20 protein-coding genes are annotated in these 19081 nt (G+C 66.1%); 14 read left to right on the top strand and 6 right to left on the bottom strand.

Annotated features, from left to right (window positions below; genetic code table 11):
* The first annotated feature begins 10 nt into the window (after positions 1-10).
* The 3 genes from RCJ92_RS07960 (at position 11) to RCJ92_RS07950 (ending at position 1622) form a co-directional block, all read left to right on the top strand.
* The gene (locus tag RCJ92_RS07960; RefSeq protein WP_246049554.1) at positions 11-166 is read left to right on the top strand and encodes a DUF4177 domain-containing protein; all 156 of its coding nucleotides are present in this window, start codon (positions 11-13) and stop codon (positions 164-166) included.
* 21 nt (positions 167-187) lie between these two features.
* Entirely contained in the window at positions 188-664 is a 477-nt protein-coding gene (locus RCJ92_RS07955) for a RidA family protein (RefSeq protein ID WP_343831962.1), read from the top strand.
* A gap of 61 nt (positions 665-725) precedes the next feature.
* Positions 726-1622, top strand: a complete 897-nt coding sequence (locus RCJ92_RS07950) for an NUDIX hydrolase (protein ID WP_138176835.1) — start codon at positions 726-728, stop codon at positions 1620-1622.
* 97 nt (positions 1623-1719) lie between these two features.
* On the opposite strand, the gene RCJ92_RS07945 is transcribed toward RCJ92_RS07950, so the two are convergent.
* The gene (locus RCJ92_RS07945; protein WP_054820866.1) at positions 1720-2397 is read right to left on the bottom strand and encodes a Crp/Fnr family transcriptional regulator; all 678 of its coding nucleotides are present in this window, start codon (positions 2395-2397) and stop codon (positions 1720-1722) included.
* A gap of 206 nt (positions 2398-2603) precedes the next feature.
* On the opposite strand from RCJ92_RS07945, the gene RCJ92_RS07940 reads away from it, so the two are divergent.
* Positions 2604-3794, top strand: a complete 1191-nt coding sequence (locus tag RCJ92_RS07940) for a MarP family serine protease (protein WP_446754273.1) — start codon at positions 2604-2606, stop codon at positions 3792-3794.
* 54 nt (positions 3795-3848) lie between these two features.
* Here the strand turns inward: RCJ92_RS07940 and aroQ are convergent, their stop codons facing one another.
* Together aroQ and acs are read right to left on the bottom strand one after the other, a co-directional pair.
* Entirely contained in the window at positions 3849-4301 is a 453-nt protein-coding gene (gene aroQ / locus RCJ92_RS07935) for a type II 3-dehydroquinate dehydratase (RefSeq protein WP_446754272.1), read from the bottom strand.
* A gap of 163 nt (positions 4302-4464) precedes the next feature.
* Entirely contained in the window at positions 4465-6441 is a 1977-nt protein-coding gene (acs, locus tag RCJ92_RS07930; RefSeq protein WP_446754271.1) for an acetate--CoA ligase, read from the bottom strand.
* A gap of 200 nt (positions 6442-6641) precedes the next feature.
* On the opposite strand from acs, the gene nth reads away from it, so the two are divergent.
* Complete coding sequence (nth, locus tag RCJ92_RS07925; protein WP_446754270.1) at positions 6642-7430, top strand: endonuclease III; 789 nt, start codon at positions 6642-6644, stop codon at positions 7428-7430.
* Entirely contained in the window at positions 7427-8104 is a 678-nt protein-coding gene (locus RCJ92_RS07920) for an NUDIX hydrolase (RefSeq protein WP_138176850.1), read from the top strand. Before nth ends, RCJ92_RS07920 begins: the two co-directional genes overlap by 4 nt.
* Positions 8105-8121: 17 nt before the next feature.
* On the opposite strand, the gene RCJ92_RS07915 is transcribed toward RCJ92_RS07920, so the two are convergent.
* Positions 8122-9774, bottom strand: a complete 1653-nt coding sequence (locus tag RCJ92_RS07915; RefSeq protein ID WP_446754269.1) for a bifunctional 3'-5' exonuclease/DNA polymerase — start codon at positions 9772-9774, stop codon at positions 8122-8124.
* A 128-nt stretch (positions 9775-9902) separates the two neighbouring features.
* Between RCJ92_RS07915 and RCJ92_RS07910 the strand changes: the two genes are divergently transcribed.
* The 7 genes from RCJ92_RS07910 (at position 9903) to RCJ92_RS07880 (ending at position 14696) form a co-directional block, all read left to right on the top strand.
* Positions 9903-11063, top strand: a complete 1161-nt coding sequence (locus tag RCJ92_RS07910) for a hypothetical protein (protein WP_446754268.1) — start codon at positions 9903-9905, stop codon at positions 11061-11063.
* The gene (locus RCJ92_RS07905) at positions 11060-12301 is read left to right on the top strand and encodes a TadA family conjugal transfer-associated ATPase (protein WP_138926666.1); all 1242 of its coding nucleotides are present in this window, start codon (positions 11060-11062) and stop codon (positions 12299-12301) included. Before RCJ92_RS07910 ends, RCJ92_RS07905 begins: the two co-directional genes overlap by 4 nt.
* Entirely contained in the window at positions 12298-13077 is a 780-nt protein-coding gene (locus RCJ92_RS07900; protein ID WP_446754267.1) for a type II secretion system F family protein, read from the top strand. Before RCJ92_RS07905 ends, RCJ92_RS07900 begins: the two co-directional genes overlap by 4 nt.
* On the top strand, positions 13074-13610 hold the full coding sequence (locus RCJ92_RS07895; RefSeq protein WP_138926664.1) for a type II secretion system F family protein: 537 nt from the start codon (positions 13074-13076) through the stop codon (positions 13608-13610). The genes RCJ92_RS07900 and RCJ92_RS07895 overlap by 4 nt, the downstream gene beginning before the upstream one ends.
* A gap of 131 nt (positions 13611-13741) precedes the next feature.
* Positions 13742-13966 (top strand): DUF4244 domain-containing protein, encoded by a 225-nt coding sequence (locus RCJ92_RS07890; RefSeq protein ID WP_396277072.1) that lies wholly within the window; start codon positions 13742-13744, stop codon positions 13964-13966.
* A 2-nt stretch (positions 13967-13968) separates the two neighbouring features.
* Positions 13969-14310 (top strand): TadE family protein, encoded by a 342-nt coding sequence (locus tag RCJ92_RS07885; RefSeq protein ID WP_054820908.1) that lies wholly within the window; start codon positions 13969-13971, stop codon positions 14308-14310.
* On the top strand, positions 14307-14696 hold the full coding sequence (locus RCJ92_RS07880; RefSeq protein WP_421014097.1) for an Rv3654c family TadE-like protein: 390 nt from the start codon (positions 14307-14309) through the stop codon (positions 14694-14696). Before RCJ92_RS07885 ends, RCJ92_RS07880 begins: the two co-directional genes overlap by 4 nt.
* 7 nt (positions 14697-14703) lie before the next feature.
* Here RCJ92_RS07880 and RCJ92_RS07875 read toward each other — a convergent pair whose 3' ends face one another.
* A complete protein-coding gene (locus tag RCJ92_RS07875) occupies positions 14704-17037 on the bottom strand; it encodes a DEAD/DEAH box helicase (RefSeq protein ID WP_446754266.1) in 2334 nt (777 codons plus the stop codon).
* Between the two features lie 166 nt (positions 17038-17203).
* The gene (locus tag RCJ92_RS07870; RefSeq protein ID WP_138176898.1) at positions 17204-17860 is read right to left on the bottom strand and encodes a GNAT family N-acetyltransferase; all 657 of its coding nucleotides are present in this window, start codon (positions 17858-17860) and stop codon (positions 17204-17206) included.
* Between the two features lie 138 nt (positions 17861-17998).
* On the opposite strand from RCJ92_RS07870, the gene trhO reads away from it, so the two are divergent.
* A complete protein-coding gene (gene trhO / locus RCJ92_RS07865; RefSeq protein ID WP_446754265.1) occupies positions 17999-18904 on the top strand; it encodes an oxygen-dependent tRNA uridine(34) hydroxylase TrhO in 906 nt (301 codons plus the stop codon).
* The last annotated feature ends 177 nt before the right edge of the window (positions 18905-19081 follow it).

Below are 19081 nucleotides of genomic sequence, written 5' to 3'. Positions count from 1 at the left end.
CGTAGCGAGTATGACTAAATGGGAGTACGCAACATTGCCACTAGTAATCCACGCGACCAAGCAGATCTTGGACCAGTGGGGGGATGACGGCTGGGAGCTGGTCGCCGTTGTGCCAGGCCCCAACGGAACCTCTCCGGTCGCCTACATGAAGCGTCCGAAAGCCTAAACGATAAAGGAGCAAAACCCCATGCAAGAAGCGAATTCTTCACGTGTCGAAGCACGGCTGGCCGAGCTGGGCCATGAGCTTCCCGCCGTCGCCAAGCCGGTCGCCGCTTACCTGCCGGCTGTGACCTCCGGCAACTACGTCTACACCTCAGGGCAGCTTCCGCTAATTAAGGGAGAACTCACAGTTGCTGGAAAGGTCGGCGCCGAGGTTTCCACCGAGGTCGCTGCCCAGCAGGCACAGGTCTGCGCGCTGAACGCATTGGCGGCCATCAAAGCGGAAATTGGGGACCTGGATCGCATCAAGCGCATCGTGAAGGTCGTGGGTTTCGTGTCCTCGGACCCGGCCTTCACCGCTCAGCCGGGCGTCATCAACGGGGCCTCGGAATTCTTCGGTGAGGTCTTCGGGGATGCCGGGCTGCACGCCCGCTCGGCGGTCGGCGTCGCCGCCTTGCCGCTGGATGCCCCGGTCGAGGTCGAGGTTATCGCCGAATTTGAGTAGCCGGATTCCGGAACGTGGTACGCGGGTCGGGGGAAAGATTCCTCCCGTCCCGCGCACCGGCGTGCAACGACGCGTTTTCCCGTTGCCGCCATCCCAGGTCTCGGCGGCCGAGAACTGGGTGACCTTCGGCTCCCGCACCCCGCGCAAGGCCAGGCGCGCCTCCTCGGTGTGCCTGGTCCGCGACGACAACGACGGGCTGCAAACCTACCTCAGCTACCGTGCGGGGGAGTCGCCCCTGGGAACCGTCGCGTTCCCCGGTGGCAGTGTTGAAGCCGATGACTTCAGCGAGCTGCAGTGGTTTGGCCCCTCGCTGGGTGCCTGGTCGGCGAAGATGGGGGTCCTGGACCAGCGGCTGGTCCGCTCGCACGTGGTGTGCGCGATTCGTGAACTTTTTGAGGAAACCGGGATCCTGCTGGCCGGCGCCGATGAACAAACGGTGGCCGAGGCCGGCGAACCCGAGGAATGGATGGCGGCGCGCGAGGCCATTGCCGGACAGGACCTGCAGTTCAGCAGCTTCCTGGCCCGTCGCGGCCTGGGGGTGCGCACCGACCTGCTGCGTCCGGTCGCGCACTGGGTCAGCCCGAACTTTGCGCTGCGCCGCTTTGACACCTGGTACTTCAGTGCCGCCGTGCCCCAGGGCCAGAGCACCAGCCTGCTGCGGGCCAAGGGCCGGTGGGCCCAATGGTGCAATGCGCGGGAGGTCATCGCCCAGCGCCACGGCAGCTGGTTGGGGGACCTGGTGGACCAGCCCGACACCCGCGAGCTGCCGTTCAGCCAAATCACCTACCCGGCCGTGGAAATGATCATGGAGCAGCTGGCCGAATCGAACGGGGCGATCGCCTATCTGGCAAGGCTGCGTTCCCTGCAGGCCCAGCACCCGAACCTGCTGGAGCGTGAGGAACGCTACCTGCTGGAAGTGGTCACCAGCGATGACGGGGACCTGGACGACTGGCGCTAGGCGCCGGATCCTGCCCCGTCTAATTTCGACCAGCAAAAAGCCCCGGACTGCCGGTCTTCACACACGGTGGAGGCCGGCCGTCCGGAGCTTCGCAGTTTTAACGCGAACGCTGGCGCAGGCGCTGGATGTCCAGAATCACGACGGCGCGTGCTTCCAGGCGCAGCCAGCCGCGCTGCACGAACTCGGCCAGGGCCTTGTTCACGGTCTCACGCGAAGCGCCAACCAGCTGGGCCAGCTCTTCCTGGGTCAGCTCGTGGGCGACCAGGATGCCGTCGGTGGCCGGGCGGCCGAAACGGTCAGCCAGGTCCAGCAGGGCCTTGGCAACACGACCCGGAACGTCCGAGAAGACCAGGTCCGCCAGCGACTCGTTGGTGCGGCGCAGGCGGGCAGCCAGGGCCTGGAGCAGCTGGATGGAGACCTCGGGGGAGTTCAGGATCGCCTTGCGCAGGTTCTCGTGGCGCAGACCAGCCAGGCGGGTCTCGGAGACTGCGGTGGCGGTGGCGTTGCGCGGGTGGGGGTCGAATAGGGCCATTTCGCCGAAGAGTTCACCCGGGCCGAGCACTGCAATCAGATTCTCGCGGCCGTCGGCCGAGGTGCGCCCCAGCTTAATCTTGCCGGAAACGATGAAGTACAGCTGGTCGCCCTGGTCGCCCTCACGGAACACTGATGCACCGCGAGAGAGATCAACTTCGGTCAGCTCTTCGGTCAGGGTGGTGAAGACGTCATCACCCAAAGATGCGAATAGCGGCGCGCGGCGCAAAACCTCGATATCCATTAAATCTCCTGTCAACAGTAGTGAGCGCTAATTTCATTGTGCCGCATCCGGTAACAATGTGACAGTTTCCACACGTGGTTTTGCCAAGAAAATGCTATTAATCACGCCGAATACGGCTGAGGGAGCAAAAGAACTCGCAGAAATCCATCAGGTAAAAAGGGTACCTTGGAAAGGCCGAAGGATCATTAGAACGAAGTGGAGTCTCGTTGCTCGCAGCTTTCAACTGGCTGGACATTGCCATCTGCATCGTTCTCCTTTCTTTTTTCATTGCCGGGGTTCGGCGCGGCTTCATGCTCACCGTCGGGGACATGCTGGGGCTGGTGGCCGGCGGTATTGCCGCGTTCTTCGCCATCCCGCTGGTTTCCACCTGGGTGTCCAACCCGTGGGGCCGGGTTGGCCTGATGGTTGGCGCGGCCGCGGTGCTGATCCTGCTGGGCCAGGCACTGGGTCGGGTGATTGCCACTGGCATCCGGCGGCGGCTGAACTTTGATGTGGTGCGGGTCTTTGACCGCCTCATGGGCGGCGCATTGTCGGTGCTGATCACCGCGACCGTCATCGGCGCGCTGGCCTTTTCCACCTCCTCAATGGGCATCCCGCGCCTGTCCACCGAGATCGCCCAGTCCTCGATGATCGCCACGATCCGCAACGCCACCCCGCAGTTCGTCACCTCGGCCATCTCCTCGGCGCGTTCAGCGGTCATGGCCCAAACCCTTCCGGCCATCATGGAGCCCTTCGCCCCGGTCGTGGAGCCGGTGGAGGAGACCGGTTGGGCCCCCAGCCAGGCACAGCTGGATGTCGAGGATTCGGTGGCGAAGATCTCCGGCACCGCCGCCCAGTGCGGCGTGAACCTGACCGGTTCCGGCTTCGTGGTGGCCCCGGAAATGGTGATGACCAACGCCCACGTGGTGGCCGGGGTCAGCGCCGCGACCGTCGAGGTGCCGGACCAGGAGCTGCTGCGCGCCAAGGTGGTGTACTTTGACCCGGCCGCGGACATCGCGGTGCTCAACGTTCCCGGACTGCAGGCCGAGACGCTGCCGATGGCCGGCCAGGATCTGGTGCGCGGGGACGAGGCGGCCTTCATTGGCCACCCGGCCGGCGGTCCGCTGCAGATCCGTGGCGCGGTGGTCGCCTCCGAGGCGACCGTGACCATTGCCGACATCTACGAGCAGAGGACCGGGCCGCTGTCCGTCTACCAGCTCACCGCCGAAGTGTCCCAGGGCAACTCGGGCGGGCCGCTGGTCAACGAGGACGGGCAGGCCGTGGGCATGGTGTTCGCCAAGTCGCGAAGCGACGAGGAAGTCGGTTTCGCCCAGAGCCTGGACGAGCTGGAAGATGCCATGGCCAAAGCGGCCGGCCGCACCAAGTCGATTAAGACCGGCGGCTGCCTGCAGGACTAACCCCGCCGCACGCGGTGCCCCATCCGGTGCAGGCCCCGGGGGAGCGTCGCGGGGTCAGCGGCCGAGCAGGTGCGCGAGCTGCTCAACTGCCAACCGGTAGCCGTTGATCCCGCCACCAATGATGATGGAGCTGGCCACCGGGGAAACATAGGAGTGGTGGCGGAACGCTTCACGCTGGTGCACGTTGGAGATGTGCACCTCGATCACCGGCAAATCCACCCCCGCCAGCGCATCCGCGATGGCCACCGAGGTGTGGGTGAACGCCCCCGGGTTGATTACGATCCCGGCTGCCTGCGTCCGGGCCTCGTGGATCGCATCGATCAGCACGCCCTCATGGTTGGACTGCACGGCCTTGACCTCCAGGTGGTGGGCCGCGGCCGTGTCGCGGGCCAGGGCCTGGACGTCGGCCAGCGTGTCATGGCCGTAGATGGCTGGCTCCCGGGTGCCTAACAGGTTCAGGTTCGGGCCGTTGACCAGCAGGATAGTGTTCTTCTCGGTTGCGCTCATGGAGCCAAATTTACTGCACCGGCGTCCCGCCCAGCCTGCGGCGGCGTCAAAGAGCGGTCACCCGGCGTTAAAAAGCGCCCGGCCCGGAAAACCGGAAGGATGTCTCCTCCTGGCTTTCCGGGCCGGGCAGGTCACCGGCGCCAGGCGGCGCCGGACTCGGCTGCTACTTGCGCATTGACTGCGCGATCTGGGTCATTACCGTCGCATCGGAGAGCGTGGTGGCGTCTCCGACCTCACGGCCCTCGGCCACATCCTTGAGCAGGCGGCGCATGATCTTGCCCGAACGGGTCTTGGGCAGTTCCGGGACCACCAGCACGTGGCGCGGCTTGGCGATCGGGCCGATGTCCTTGCCTACGTGGTCACGCAGCGTGGCCACCACGTCCTGGCCCTCCTCCGGTTCGCGCTGCAGGATCACGAACGCGACCACGGCCTCCCCGGTGGTGTCATCCTTCGCGCCAACCACCGCAGCCTCGGCCACCAGCGGGTGGGCGACCAGCGAGGACTCGATTTCGGTGGTGGACAGGCGGTGGCCGGACACGTTCATCACGTCATCCACGCGGCCCAGCAGCCAGATGTCCCCGTCATCGTCCTTCTTGGCCCCGTCCCCGGCGAAGTACATGTCCTGGAAGCGCGACCAGTAGGTGTCCTTGTAGCGCTGCATGTCGCCCCAGATGCCGCGCAGCATGGCCGGCCACGGATCACGAATGACCAGGAAGCCGCCCTGCCCGTTGCCGACGGACTTGCCTTCCTCATCGACCACGTCCACGCTGATGCCCGGCACCGCCACCTGGGCGGAACCCGGCTTGGTGGAGGTCACCCCGGGCAGCGGGGCGATCATGTGCGCGCCGGTCTCGGTCTGCCACCAGGTGTCCACGATCGGGGTGGGGTGTTCCTTCTTCTCCCCGTTCTTGCCGTTGTTTGATCCGATCACGTCCCGGTACCACATCCAGGCCTCGGGGTTGATTGGTTCGCCCACCGAGCCGAGCACGCGCAGCGAGGACAGGTCGTAGCCGTCCGGGATTTCCCGGCCCCACTTCATGAAGGTGCGGATCGCGGTGGGGGCGGTGTACAGGATCGTGACCCCGTACTTTTCCACCAGTTCCCACCAGCGGCCCTGGTGCGGGGTGTCCGGGGTGCCCTCGTACATCACCTGGGTGGCACCGTTGACCAGTGGGGCGTAGGTGACGTAGCTGTGCCCGGTCACCCAGCCGATGTCGGCGGTGCACCAGAACACGTCCGATTCGGGGTGCAGGTCAAAGGTGTCGCGGTGGGTGACCGCTCCCTGGACCAGATAGCCGCCGGTGGTGTGCACAATGCCCTTGGGCTTGCCGGTGGTGCCGGAGGTGTACAGCACGAACAGCGGGTGCTCGGCGTCGTGCGCCTGGGCGGTGTGCTCGGCGCTGGCGGCGCCCACGACGTCATCCCACCACTTGTCCAGTTCGCCGAAGGCCACGTCCTCGCCGTTGCGCTTGACCACCAGCACGTTCTGCACGGTGTGTCCCGGCGCGGCCAGGGCCTCGTCCACGGCCGGCTTCAGCGGGCTGGGCTTGCCGCGGCGCCAGGTTCCGTCGGCGGTGACCACCAGCTTGGCCTCCGCATCATCGATGCGGCTGCGCAGCGCGTCGGCGGAGAAGCCGCCGAAGACCACTGAATGGATCGCGCCGATGCGGGCGCAGGCCAGCATGGTGATCACGGCTTCGGGGATCATCGGCAGGTAGACCGCCACCCGGTCGCCCTTGGCCACGCCCAGGGATTCAAATGCGTTGGCGGCCTTCTTCACTTCCTCGGTCAGCTGCGCATAGGTGTAGGCGCGGGTGTCACCCGGCTCGCCCTCGAAGTAGATGGCAACCCGGTCGCCCAGGCCGTTCTCCACGTGCCGGTCCAGCGCGTTGTAGGCGGCGTTCAGCTTCCCGCCCACGAACCACTTGGCCACCGGCGCCTCGGACCAGTCCAGGGTTTCGGTGAAGTCGGTGTCCCAGGTCAGCACCTTGCGCGCCTGGTCCGCCCAGTAGCCCAGGCGGTCCGCGTCCGCGCTCTTGTACTGTTCGGCGTTGGCCACGGCGTTGGCGGCGAACTCAACACTCGGGGCAAAGGACCGAGTCTCGTTCGAGAGGTTGTCCAGGGTCTTGGCTTCGCTCATCAGTGTGCTTCCCTTCCGGCTTGGCATTCACAAAAGTTTCCTGTGATCCAAGTTACCCCTTTCGCGGCCACTAAAGTGAACTGCGCCACCTTTTGGGACGCCAGAGGCCCGAAAAGTGCGCCGAACGGTCGCAGCCCTGCGCCGAAGCGTGCGTAATCTTCAGAAAAACAGCCCGGCCGTGACACGATCAGGGGGTGTCGATGAAAAGTATCACCGAGTCTCCGCTGGCCCTGAAGCGCCGGGCGCGGAAGATGAACCGGATCCTGGCCGAAACCTACCCGTACGCGGTCGCGGAACTTGATTTCGAGAACCCCTTCGAGCTGCTGGTGGCCACGGTGCTCTCCGCGCAGACCACCGACGTGCGGGTCAACTCCATCACCCCGGCACTGTTCGCCCGCTACCCGGATGCCGAGGCCATGAGCCAGGCCGAGCGGGCCGAACTGGAGGAGCTGATCCGCCCCACCGGGTTTTTCAGGGCCAAGGCCGAATCCCTGCTGGGGCTTTCCGCCGCCTTGGTGGACCAGCATGACGGGCAGGTGCCGGGCAAACTGGCGGAGCTGGTCAAGCTGCCCGGGGTGGGCCGCAAGACCGCCAACGTGGTGTTGGGCAACGCGTTCGGGATCCCGGGGATCACCGTGGACACCCACTTCATCAGGCTGGCCAACCGTTTTGGGTGGAGCAGCGAAACCGACCCGGTAAAACTGGAGCACGCGGTGGGGGCGCTGTTTGAAAAGCGTGACTGGACCATGCTCAGCCACCACGTGGTGTTCCACGGCCGACGCGTCTGCCACGCCCGCACCCCCGCCTGCGGGGCCTGCCCGCTGGCCAAGCTGTGTCCCTCCTACGGAATCGGGGAGGAAATACCTGCCAAGGCGCGCAAGTTACTTAAGTATGAGCTGGCGCCGGGACGCGAGGACCTGCTGGAGAAGATGCGGGCAGGAGCCACCCGCCGCGAACTGCGCAGCCAGGGATATGGATTGGGAGCATGAGCGCACGCACTGAACTGGAAGCCATCATCAAGACGCACCGCACCCGGGCCGGGGCCCCGCAGTCGATGCCCCGGGACTGGGTGATGCAGCAGGTGGACGCGCCGACCGCCCGCCGCGCGGCGGTGCTGATGCTCTTCGGGCACCACGATTCCGGTCCGCTGCGCGATGACAGCCCGGCCGATGAACTGGACCTGCTGTTTGTCACCCGCGCCGCGACATTGCGCAACCATGCCGGGCAGATCGCCTTCCCCGGCGGCGGCATCGACCCGGAAGACGATTCGCCGGCAGCCGCCGCGCTGCGTGAGGCCGAGGAGGAGACCGGGGTGCGCACCGACGGGATCCAGGTGCTCGGCCAGCTGTCGGACGCCGAACTGCCGATCACCAATTTTTTGGTCACCCCCGTCATCGGCTGGTGGCAGCAGGAGAGCGAGGTCTACCCGGTGGACCCGGGGGAGTCCCAGGACGTGTTCCGCGCCCCGGTGGCCGAACTGCTCAACCCGCACAACCGGCTCAGTGCCGTGGTCAGCCGTGGCCGGCAGCGCTTCAGCGCCCCCGCGTTCGACTATGAGGGGCGCATCATCTGGGGGTTCACCGCGATCGTGCTGGACCGCCTGTTCAATGAACTGGGTTGGACCCGACACTGGGATACCGCGCGCGAAATCAAGATGGCCTAAGCATCCCCAAGGACCGCCTATTTGGCGTCCGCGTAGCTTTTGACGGTTGCCACACTGACCGGGAAGTCCGGGGAATGCTGCCCGAAGAGGGTTTGCCCGGCCTGCCGGGCGCCCTGGCGGATCGCGTGGGCCAAGCCTTCGGCGAGCGCCTCTTCGGTCTCGAAGACCAGCTCATCGTGGACGAAGAAGACCTGCCTGCAGCGGGTGTGCAGCCCGGCGGAGTAGATCAAATGCCGGGTGTGCCCCATCCATACCAGCGCCCATTCGGCGGCGGTGGACTGCACCACGAAGTTGCGGGTGAACCGGCCCCGGGAGCGGGCAGCGGCATCCGCGGCGGCCTGGGCGGCCGCGTCGGCGGTGTGGCGCTGGGCGTTCACCCATTCCTCGGAGGCCGGTGGGCAGCCACGGCCCAGCCAGCTGTGCACCCCCTGGCCTTGTTCCCCGGCCCGGGCGGCCTGGCTGACATACTCCATGGCGCGCGGGAAGTTGCGCTCCAGTGCGGAGACCACCCCGGCGGCCATTGCCGAGCTTCCCCCGTAGATTGCCGAAAGCATGCCCAGCTTCGCATCAGCCCGGCTGGCGGCGACCCCGGCGTCCACGAACGCCTGGTACAGGTCAGCGTCCTGCCCGGCTTGCTGCAGTGCAGCGTCCCCGGAAATGGCTGCGAGGATCCGCGGTTCCAGCTGGCGTCCGTCGGCCACCACGAACACCCGTCCGGCAGGGGCGGTGATCACCTGGCGGATATCGTGCGGCAGCTGCAGGGCCCCGCCGCCGGTGGCGGCCCAGCGCCCGGAGGCGACAGTGCCCAACACGTAATGCGGGTGGAAGCGCGCGTCGCGCACCCATTGATCCAGCCAGACATCCCCGTGGGTGCTGGCCAGCCGTGAGAGGTGCTTGTAGTGCAGCACCAGGTTGATCACCGGATCACGGTGCTGCTCCAGTTCCCAGGCGCGCACCGAACCCACCGGGTACCCCGCCCGCTGCAGGGCGCGCAGCAGCTCCTGGGGCGAATCCGGATTCAGTCCCGGGCTGTGCAGCGCCTGGCCGAGTTCGGTGGCCAGTTCCGCCAGTTTCGGTTCTCGCATCCCCTCCGGGACCCGGGCGCCCAGCTGTTCTCGCAGCAGGGCCCGGTGCGCGTTCGCATCCCAGGCCAACCCCGCGTGCTCCATCTCCGCGGCAATGACCGCGCCGATGCTCTCGGCACGCAGCAGCAGTTGCAGGCGGTGACGCTGTTGCGCGTCCTTGGGCAGGGCCTGGCGCTGCTGCAGGTAGCGGGCCTCCAGTCCGGGCAGGTCCTCACCCTGGGAGGGTTCGGCGAACAGCGTGTCCTGGCCCGGCTGGGCGGGGCGGGCGGCACGTTCGTCCAGCTCCACATCGGGTAGGCGCTGGGAGACGAAGGGGCTGCGGTGCAGGATCCGCTGGGCCAGGTCCAGGACATGGGCCTTGGCCAGGTGCACGTCGGCCTCCAGCAGCGCAGGCATCCAGTTCGCGGTGCGGGAGATGACCCAGCGTGGGCTGTACTGGTCTTCCAGGCGCTGGACGGTGGCGGCAAAGTCCTGCCGGGACACCGTGATCGGTGGAGCCAGTTGCTTTCCATCGGCTTCCTCGCGCAGCAAAATGACTCCGAAGGCCTCATCGGTGCCGGTGGCGAGGAAGGCGAGTGTGGGCATGGCTTAATTGTGCCTTGGTGCCCGAGATTTCCCCATTCGGCCCCCTACGACCCTCCAGGCCAGGGGTGGCCGGTCACGGTAGGGGCATGAAATGGCTAGAGAACCTCCGACGGTGTGAACCGGCTGGTGTGGATCAGCGTTTTGTGGCGGTCCCGCCCCCGCCGCTGGCCACCGACCGCGCGGTGCCAACCGCGGCGCCCCAAATGCTTCCGGACCCCGGCCCCGGGCAGGTGCAGGTCCGTGACGCTGCCGCACCCGGCCGCTCAGCGGTGGCGACGGCGGCCAGCGTTGCCGGGGAGCCAAGCTGTTGGCTGGTGACCAACGACCGCGAACTGATAGATGCGATGGCGATGATTGCCCTGAGCTGCGCCGTGCGTCTGCGCCACTGTCCAGACCCGCAGCAGCTGCCGGAGATGAAGGTGGACGGACCGGTGCTGTGGGGAGCGGACCAGTGCGGTTGGCTTGGGCAGCACGCGCCGGGGACCGGCCAGGTGCTGGGGGGAAGGGACGAACACGCGCAGCAGCTGTGGCTGGCGGCCAGCGCGTGGCCGCAAACCCGGGTGGCGGTGCTGCCGCAGGCGGCCGGATGGCTGGGGGAGTATCTGGGCCAGTGGGCGCTGCGGGCGGGGCACGGGCACACGCTGGCCCTCGCCGCGCTCGCCGGAGGGATCGGCACCAGTTCGCTGGCGTGCCTCAGCGCCCATGCCGGCACGCTGAGCGGACTGGAATCGGTGGTGCTGGACCTGGATCCCCACTCCGGGTCGCTGTGGCCAATGCTCAGCTGGCAACCGGTCAGCGGGATTGGCTGGGAGCAGCTGCGCGAATCCCGCGGACACCTGGCCCCGCACCAATTTAGGGAAATGCTGCCGCGCTGTGAGGGCACTGCCGTGCTGTCCTGGCGGCAGGATCCCGGAACGTTCGTGATTGACGAGCCGCTGGCGGCACGGGTCCTGGTGGCCGCCCGACAGGCCTTTGACCTGGTGGTCATTGACACTGGTCGATTCATCCACCCGTTGGCCCCGGTGTTGGGGCAGTTTCAGGACCGCATGGTGCTCACCGGTTCGGGGCAAAGCCGCCAGCGTGCAACCGGATACGGGTACGTGCTGTGTGCCGGCACCGGCAGGAGTCCACTGGGGCAGCCCGAGGGGCTGCTGGGGTTCTTTCCCCAGCACGGCGGTGTGCAGCGCTGTGCCGAACGCGGTGAACTGCTGCAGGCACTGCGCTCACGTAGGCTGCGGCAGGCGATTGCCGACTGCGCACTGCTGCCGCTCAAGGAGAGTGGATCGTGAACGGCGGGCGGCACGCCCAGCGGCCGGGCGGCAGCTACCGGCAGGGGCTGGTGGACCAAAGGATCCTGGAGTCGGTGCGGCGCAAGGCGATCCAAAGCGGAGGGAACCTGGACCCGATCGCGCTGGCCGAAGCGGTCACCGAAGCCGGTACGGCCTGGGGTTCGACCGGTTCGGCACAAACCCTACAGAACCTGCGTGATGAGGTGCAGGGCTTGTCGGTACTGGAACAGTTTGCCACCCTGCCCGGTGTCAGCGACGTGCTGGTGGATGGGCGGGGCCAGGTGTGGACCGATTCAGCGCAGGGACTGCGTCTCACCGGGTTCAGCTTCAGCTCCGCCGAGCAGGTGCGCCGGCTGGCCGTGCACTTCGCGTCCCTGGCCGGCAAACGTTTGGACGAGGCGATGCCCTTCGTGGATGTCTCGGTGCGTGGGTACCGGATCCACGCGGTGCTGCCGCCTGTTGCCGTGCAGGGCCCGGTGATCTCGATCCGTGTCAAGCAGGCCGCCGGGCGTGGGCTGGACCAATTGCTGGGGGCCGCCCACCGGTGGTGGCAGCCGCTGCTTCAGGCGGTGGTGAGCACCGAGCAGAACTTCCTGGTCTCCGGGGGCACCGGCTCGGGCAAGACGACCCTGCTGCAGGCCATGCTTGGGCTGGTGGATTCGGGCCAGCGGCTGGTGATCGTGGAGGACACCCACGAATTGCAGGTCGAGCACGAGCATGTGGTGTCGCTGCAGGCGCGCCTTCCAAACGCGGAGCACCGTGGCGAGGTGCGATTAAGCGACCTGGTGATCCAGGCCCTGCGGATGCGCCCGGACCGGCTTATCGTCGGAGAATGCCGCGGTGCGGAGGTGCGGGACTTCCTGGCGGCCATGAATACCGGGCACCAGGGGGCAGCCGGGACGATCCACGCCAATGAACCCGGGGCGGTTCCGGCACGGTTGGCGGCGCTCGGGGCCCTAGCCGGCTGGGATCCGCAGGCCACCGCGCTGCAGGCCAGCAGCGCACTGGACCTGCTCATCCACATGGCACGCGGTCCTGACGGGAGTCGGGCTCCGGTGAAGCTGAGTCGCCTGTTCCTGGGGGAGACCCAGCAGATGCGCACCCAACCGCTGATTGACGCCTCCTTGCACGACCCGCTGCTGCCTGGCGCGGAATCATGGTTAAAGGAGCGGTTCGATTCTGCCACCGTGGAGACGATCCTCCAGGCGCTGTACCGCCGACCGGGGAGCGCAACATGACCCTGCTCTCGGTTTTCGGACTGCTGCTGCTGGTGGCGGCCGCCGCCCTGTGGCGTTCCCCTACGCGTCGGCGGCAGCAGTGCGGCGGCCCCAATGCAAACCTGGGAAGGCGGCCGCTGCTGCGCAACGCAACGAGTTTTCATTCCGGGGATACACTCCACCGGCGCTTCTGGCCGGGGCAACGAATCGGCCCGGGTCGGGGTGCAGCGGTGGACGCGCATGCGGAGTCCAGCGTACGGGTGGTGCGCGAACTGGCAGGGCTGCTGCGCAGCGGTAAACAGTTGGACGCCGCCATGCAGTTGCTGCTGCGGATCGAAGCAGGGGAGACAAACCCGGCAGCGCGGGCACTATCGGCACTGTATGTCCAACGCCAGACCCGCTGGACACAGCCCCCAGGCGCGGTTGCCGGCCTGGACGGGGAGGCCGGGCACCTGTTGCGCCGGCTGCACTGGTGTTTTGAGATCTGTGAGCAAAGCGGCGCCCCGCTGGCAGAAGTGCTGGAGCGTTTGGCCGAGGACCTGGAGGCGGCGCAGGATGCACGGCGAACCCTGGATGTCGCGCTGGCCGGTCCCCGGGCCACCACCCGCCTGCTGACCTGGCTGCCCCTGCTCGGTTTGCTGAGTGGGGCGCTCTTTGGCATTGACGTTTTCACCGTGCTGGCAGAATCCGCGCTGGCCCGGGTGGCGGTCCTGCTGGGTCTTGGGCTCTGGGCGGCCAACCGGCTCTGGTGCCGGCTGCTGTTAACGCGTTCCACCCGTGAGGCGGTCCGGGGGTGAGAGCGTTGTTCCTGCTGTCCCTGGCCATCAGCGTAATGCTGGCCTTCCGTCCGCCAGCCCGCCAGCAGCGGCCCGGCAGTGGGCGGGAAGGGAAACGAAGAACGAAACCGTCGGCCCAGGATCCGCCGGTGGAACTGGTGCTGGACCTGGCGGCCAGCCTCTTGGAATCGGGGCTGCCGTTGAATCGCGTGCTGCAGATCCTGGGCACCAACATTCCGCATTGTGCGCCGTTGCGTGCCGTGTGTCGTTGCCTGGAGATGAACATGGACTGGAACGACGCCTGGAACGGCACACCCTCCTGGCTGGCGCCGCTGCGCCGGGCGCTATATTTCACCCGCAGTTCCGGAGCATCCGCCTCCCAGCTGCTGCACAACTCGGCGGCCTTGCAACGGCGCGAGCGGATCGCCACCGCACAGCGGGTCGGTGCCCAGTTTGGGACCAAACTCGTGCTGCCGCTGGGCTTGTGCGCTTTACCGGCGTTCATCGCCTTGGGGGTCATCCCGCTGATCGTCGCGTTGCTGCCCCAGTGGTAATCCCCAATCCGCCACCCGCCCCTGCAGGGGTGGGAGTAATGCCGTGATGGTGGATGGCAGACAGGGTTGATCCCCAACCTTGTCCAACCAACCGGAAATGATTCGGAAAATTACCCTCGAAAGGAACCGACATGAAATCACGGATCAGGAACGCAATGGGTCCCAAGGGGCTACGACAGCGTCCCGGGGTGCCTGCCGGGATTGAATGGGACGATGAGAGCGGCAGTACGACCGCCGAATTCGCCATGGTGACCCTGGCAGCGGTTGCCTTCGCTGGTTTATTGATCAGCATCCTGTCCAGCGGGGATGTGCGCGGCATGCTGCTGGGCCTGATCAGCAGGGCCCTGAGCCTCTAGCCATGGGGCTGAAAGATGACCGGGGCAGCAGCACCGCAGAACTTGCGGTGCTGCTGCCGGGCATTGCACTGATGCTCAGCCTCACTTTAGGCGTGGGAGTCCTGGGAATGCAGCAGATCCGGGTGCAGCAGGCTGCCTCGGCGGTTGCCCGGGAATTGGCGCGCGGTGAAGAGCCTGCCCAGGCACGGGCCACCGGCAGCCGTCTGGCCGGAGGCAAGGCACGGTTCAGCATTAGCACCGGCGGGTCATTGGCTGAGGTGAAGGTGAGCCGAATCCTGCAGGTGCCCCTGATCGGGACGGTTACCTTGCGCGGCGAGGCCCATGCGGCGTGGGAGCAGAAATGAACAGGTCAGCAACGCTCGGGCAGGATCCGGAACGCGGCAGCGGCACGGTGCTGGGCTTGGCCCTGCTGCTGGTGGGAATATTGGCTTGCGGGGCCATCGCGCTGATCCTATCGGCAGGGCATGCGGCCACCCGGGCTGGAACTGCCGCCGATCTAGCGGCGCTCGCCGCGGCGGATACTGCCCGCGGGCTGCGTGAGGGTGAACCGTGCGCCGTGGCTGTGCAGATCGCCGGCAGCAACGGGGCTGGCGTGGAACATTGCGCCCTGCAAGGCGGTCAGGTGGTGAAGGTATCGGTGAGCGTGCCGGTGGGATTTACCTTCGCAGGCCTGAATGTGTATCAGGCGCGAGCGACCGCGCGGGCAGGGCCGCCGCCACTGTGGAACTGATCAGTTCCTAGCGCCAGTGCCGCGGCTCGATGTCATCCAGCACTGCGCTGAGCAGTAGGATTGCGCCGGCCTTGTTTAGCGGATTGTTCCTATTGCCGCACTTGGGGGACTGGACGCAGCTGGGGCAGCCGTTGGTGCATTCGCAGCTGTCGATGGCATCACGGGTGGCCCGCACCCAACGGACGAATTGTTCAAAACCCCGCTCGGCGAATCCGGCACCACCCGGCTGGGCATCGTAGACGAAGATTGTTGGCTGCCCAGTGTCCACGTGCAAGGCGGTGGAGACTCCTCCAATATCCCACCGGTCGCTGGTGGCCACCAAGGGCAGCAGACCGATCATCGCGTGCTCCGCCGCATGCAGGGCCCCGGGGAAAAATTCGGGGGTGATTCCCGCATTGATCAGCCGCTGTTCGGTGAGCGTGAACCAGATGGACTTGGTGTGCAGCTCGCGTGCTTCCAGATCCAGCGGCTCCTCGGAGAGTACCTCGTTGGAGGAGACGGACTTGCGCTGGAAGGACACCACCTGGGTGGTGACGATGACTTCTCCAAAGTGGATGGCCAGGTCGCGGTGCTCGCTGCTGCGCTCGGTTCCCTGCACGGCGACCGTGGTGATGTCCCGCGCGGTGGTGTAATAGTCCGGGTTGACGCGGGTGACAACGACGGTGTGGTTCTGTTCGTCGAGCTCTTCAACGAAGTAGCTGGAACCCTGGTGGACGTAAATCGCGCCGGGGTGGGCCTGGTAGTGGGTTTGCGGTGAGTCCATGGTGCCAAGGATCGCGCCGGATTCCGCGTCGATGATGTTTACCGGGCCCCCGCCATCGGCGCGGATGGAGAACATGGCCGCCGCGTGCTGGGCGTGGGTCCAAAACCAGCCTGCCGGGCGGCGGCGCAGGTAACCGCGGGCCACCAGGGAATCGAGCAGCTCCTCCGAGGTGGGGCCAAACATTTCCAGTTCTTCACTGCGCAACGGCAGTTCCTGGGCTGCCGCACACAGGTGACCGGAGAGCACGTATTTGTTCTGCGGATCGAACACGGTCGCCTCTACGCCCAGGTCAAAGATCGCCTCCGGGTGGTGCACCAGGTAGGTGTCCAGGGGATCTTCACTGGCCACAAAAATGGCCAGGGAACCCTGCCCTGCCCGCCCGGCCCGGCCGATCTGCTGGAAGAAGGAGGCCCGGGTGCCCGGCCAGCCGGCGACCACCACTGCGTCCAGTCCGGCGATGTCGATTCCCAGTTCCAACGCGGAGGTGGATGTGACTGCCAGCAATTTGCCCGAGCGCAGAGCCGATTCGATCTCCCGGCGCTCGGTGGGCAGATAGCCCGAGCGGTAGGCAGCCAGGCGGACGCTGAGCTCGGGGGCGAACTGTTCCAGGTGACTGCGGGTGAGCGTGGCAATCGTTTCGGCGCCGCGCCGGGACTTGATGAAGACTATGCTGCGGGTGTGGTCGGCCATCAAATCGGTGAGGATGGAAGCGCTTTCGGCGATCGCGGTGCGACGAACCGGTGCCCCGTTTTCTCCCACGCGTTCGGTCAGGGGCGGCTCCCACAGCCCAATTACCAGCTCGCCGGAGGTGGAGAAGTCATGGGTCACCGCTTCGGCCTGGGCGCCGATGAGCCGCGAGAAAGACGCTGCCGGGTCGGCGCTGGTGGCCGAGGCGCCGATGAAGACGGGACCGGACCGGTAGTGCTGGCACACCCGACGCAGCCGGCGCAGCAAGTTGGCCACATGGGAACCAAAGACCCCGCGGTAGGAGTGCGCCTCATCAATGACCACATAGCGCAGTCGCTTGAAGAAGCGGTCCCAGCCCTGATGGTTCGGCAGGATGCCGCGGTGGAGCATGTCCGGGTTGGTGAAGATGAAGTTCGCGTGCTGTCGGATCCATGAGCGGCTGGCCGGGTCTGTGTCGCCGTCATAGCTGGAGGCGCGTACCCCGGGCACCTGCAGGGCCTGCACGGTGGCCAGCTGGTCGGCGGCCAGCGCCTTGGTCGGGCAAATGTACAAGATGGTGGCTTGGGCGTCCCAGTCGTTGGGGGAGGCCTGGCGTGCCCGGTACAGTGCGTCCAGTCCGGGCATCAGGTAGGTCAGGGATTTGCCCGAGGCGGTGCCGGTGGCCACGATCGTGTGCCGTCCCTGATGGATCAGCTCGGCCGCCTGAACCTGGTGCAGCCAGGGCTGGTTGATCCCCAGCCCCTGGAAAATCCCGCGCACCTGCGGGTCAAGCCATTCGGGCCACGGTGCGGTGATTTCATCCTTGGCCGGCACCACGCGGCGGTGCACTACTGCGTCCGGGTCATTGTGCCGTTCGAATGGATCCAGCAGCGCATTGACGGTCTTGGCCATGGGCTGGGATCACCTCGGTGGTTGGCGGGATGGACGCATGATTGGCAGGGCCGGCGGCGTGCAGCCCCAAGGACACAGCCGGGATGCGCACGCGGGCCTGCCCCATCCGTTAAATGCTACTCGCCGCCGAAGCGGGCTCGGCGGCGAGGGGGCGAATGCGTGCAGGTTAGCCTTTGAAGGCCACAACGCTGCCCAGGTTCGTCCAACCCAGGGACGCGTAGAGCTTCTGGCCGTCAACGGAGGCAATCAGCAGGCCTTCGTCCACATCGTGTTCCTGCGCCAGGGAGGCCAGGGCGCGCATGGCCAGGGTGCCCAGGCCGCGGCGCCGGAATTCAGGGCCGGTAATGATGCGGTCAAAGATGGCATAACCATTTACTGCCGAAACGTGACCGGAGGCGGCAACGACTTCCTCGTTATCCTCCGGGTGCAGCGAGACGTAGGCGTGGGTGCCATCGCGTTCAATCTGGAACACGAAGCCATCCGGGGGCAGCGGCACCTCCACGTCGTGGGCAGCCAACTCGGTAACCATCAAAACTTCGTCATCGGCAGCGATCTGCAAACCGACCTCGTTGGCCAGTTCAATCAGCCCCGGAACGTCTTCGGAAAAGGCGGTCAGTCGTCGCGCCGGATGCTTTTTCAGGGTCTCGGCAACGGCCTGCAGTTCCTCGCGGGAGGGGTCGTAGATGACGTACTCCCAGTCCTCGGTGGTGTCGTGCCGCAGCGCCGCATGGACACGGCCTTCATGGCGCGCTTCATAGCCGCGCGCGCCGGACCAGCCTGCAACCCAGGTGCCAATTAGTTCATCGCTTGCGTTTGATGCCATGCTTTGACCCTACCCTGTCTTTCCTAGTAACTCGCTGACAAAGGCCAATCGTTGCTTACTTGAAATCATAGTCAAACTGATGTGACGTTGCTCCACGTAGCACCTGAATGGACGCTAAACCCACTACCCTTATACCTTGTGGCCATTCATCGCATTGTCTTGTATTACGCTTTTACACCGCTGAAAGACCCCGAGGCGATCCGCCTGTGGCAGCGCTCCCTTTTGGAGCAGTGGGGTCTGCGAGGACGCATCATCATCTCCAAGGACGGCATCAACGGAACCGTCGGTGGGGAGATCTCCGCGGTGAAGCAGTATGTTAAGGCCACCCGCGAATATCCGGCCTTCAAGAAGATGGACATCAAGTGGTCCGAAGGCTCCGCCGAGGACTTCCCGCGCATCTCGGTGAAGGTGCGCGATGAGATTGTCACCTTCGGGGCACCGGGGGAGCTGCAGGTCGACGAGAACGGCGTCGTTGGCGGCGGCACGCACCTGCGTCCGGAAGAGCTGCATGAACTGGTTGAGGCCAAGCAGAAGGAAGGAACCCAGGTTCAGTTCTTCGATGGGCGCAACGCGTTCGAGGCGCAGATTGGCCGGTTCAAGAACGCGATTGTGCCCGAGGTGGACACTACCCGGGACTTCCTGGAAGAGATCGACTCCGGTAAATACGACCACCTCAAGGACCAGCCGATCGTCACCTACTGCACCGGTGGGATTCGCTGTGAGGTGCTCTCGGCGCTGATGATCAACCGTGGCTTCCAAGAGGTCTACCAGATGCAGGGAGGGATCGTGCGCTACGGAGAAAAGTATGGGGATGCCGGCCTGTGGGAGGGTTCGCTGTACGTTTTCGACAAGCGCATGCACATGGAATTCACCGAGGACGCGGTGACCATCGGCGAATGCGTGGGCTGCCAGGCGCCGACCAACAAGTTTGAGAACTGCGCCGAGCTCTCCTGCCGCAACCTGCGGCTGTTCTGCACCGAATGCGCCCAGGACGAGCAGCTGCGCCGCTGCCCGACGTGCCAGCAGGCGCCGCTCAGCGCCTGATATGTTGCTGACTTTGTCAAGATAGGCAGAACAAGGCGACCCCGCATCCGAATGGGCGCGTGGTCGCCTTGCCGTTCCCCGGGAGCCCCGACCTTCAGGCCGGTTCATGACTCGTGCTGTTATTCAGCGACGACGTGGTCGAATCTGATATCCGCGGGTTGGTTACCGCATGACGAC

The sequence above is a fragment of the Glutamicibacter sp. BSL13 genome (genome assembly GCF_052928425.1).
This window is presented reverse-complemented; position numbering and strand designations above follow the sequence as displayed.

Coding starts and splice junctions, on each gene's coding strand:
- RCJ92_RS07900 (WP_446754267.1), top strand. CDS start 12,298: ATGACCCTGCTCTCGGTTTTCGGACTGCTGCTGCTGGTGGCGGCCGCC.
- RCJ92_RS07890 (WP_396277072.1), top strand. CDS start 13,742: ATGAAATCACGGATCAGGAACGCAATGGGTCCCAAGGGGCTACGACAG.
- RCJ92_RS07960 (WP_246049554.1), top strand. CDS start 11: ATGACTAAATGGGAGTACGCAACATTGCCACTAGTAATCCACGCGACC.
- RCJ92_RS07875 (WP_446754266.1), bottom strand. CDS start 17,037: ATGGCCAAGACCGTCAATGCGCTGCTGGATCCATTCGAACGGCACAAT.
- RCJ92_RS07880 (WP_421014097.1), top strand. CDS start 14,307: ATGAACAGGTCAGCAACGCTCGGGCAGGATCCGGAACGCGGCAGCGGC.
- nth (WP_446754270.1), top strand. CDS start 6,642: ATGAAAAGTATCACCGAGTCTCCGCTGGCCCTGAAGCGCCGGGCGCGG.
- RCJ92_RS07945 (WP_054820866.1), bottom strand. CDS start 2,397: ATGGATATCGAGGTTTTGCGCCGCGCGCCGCTATTCGCATCTTTGGGT.
- RCJ92_RS07915 (WP_446754269.1), bottom strand. CDS start 9,774: ATGCCCACACTCGCCTTCCTCGCCACCGGCACCGATGAGGCCTTCGGA.
- RCJ92_RS07885 (WP_054820908.1), top strand. CDS start 13,969: ATGGGGCTGAAAGATGACCGGGGCAGCAGCACCGCAGAACTTGCGGTG.
- RCJ92_RS07870 (WP_138176898.1), bottom strand. CDS start 17,860: ATGGCATCAAACGCAAGCGATGAACTAATTGGCACCTGGGTTGCAGGC.
- RCJ92_RS07955 (WP_343831962.1), top strand. CDS start 188: ATGCAAGAAGCGAATTCTTCACGTGTCGAAGCACGGCTGGCCGAGCTG.
- RCJ92_RS07920 (WP_138176850.1), top strand. CDS start 7,427: ATGAGCGCACGCACTGAACTGGAAGCCATCATCAAGACGCACCGCACC.
- aroQ (WP_446754272.1), bottom strand. CDS start 4,301: ATGAGCGCAACCGAGAAGAACACTATCCTGCTGGTCAACGGCCCGAAC.
- acs (WP_446754271.1), bottom strand. CDS start 6,441: ATGAGCGAAGCCAAGACCCTGGACAACCTCTCGAACGAGACTCGGTCC.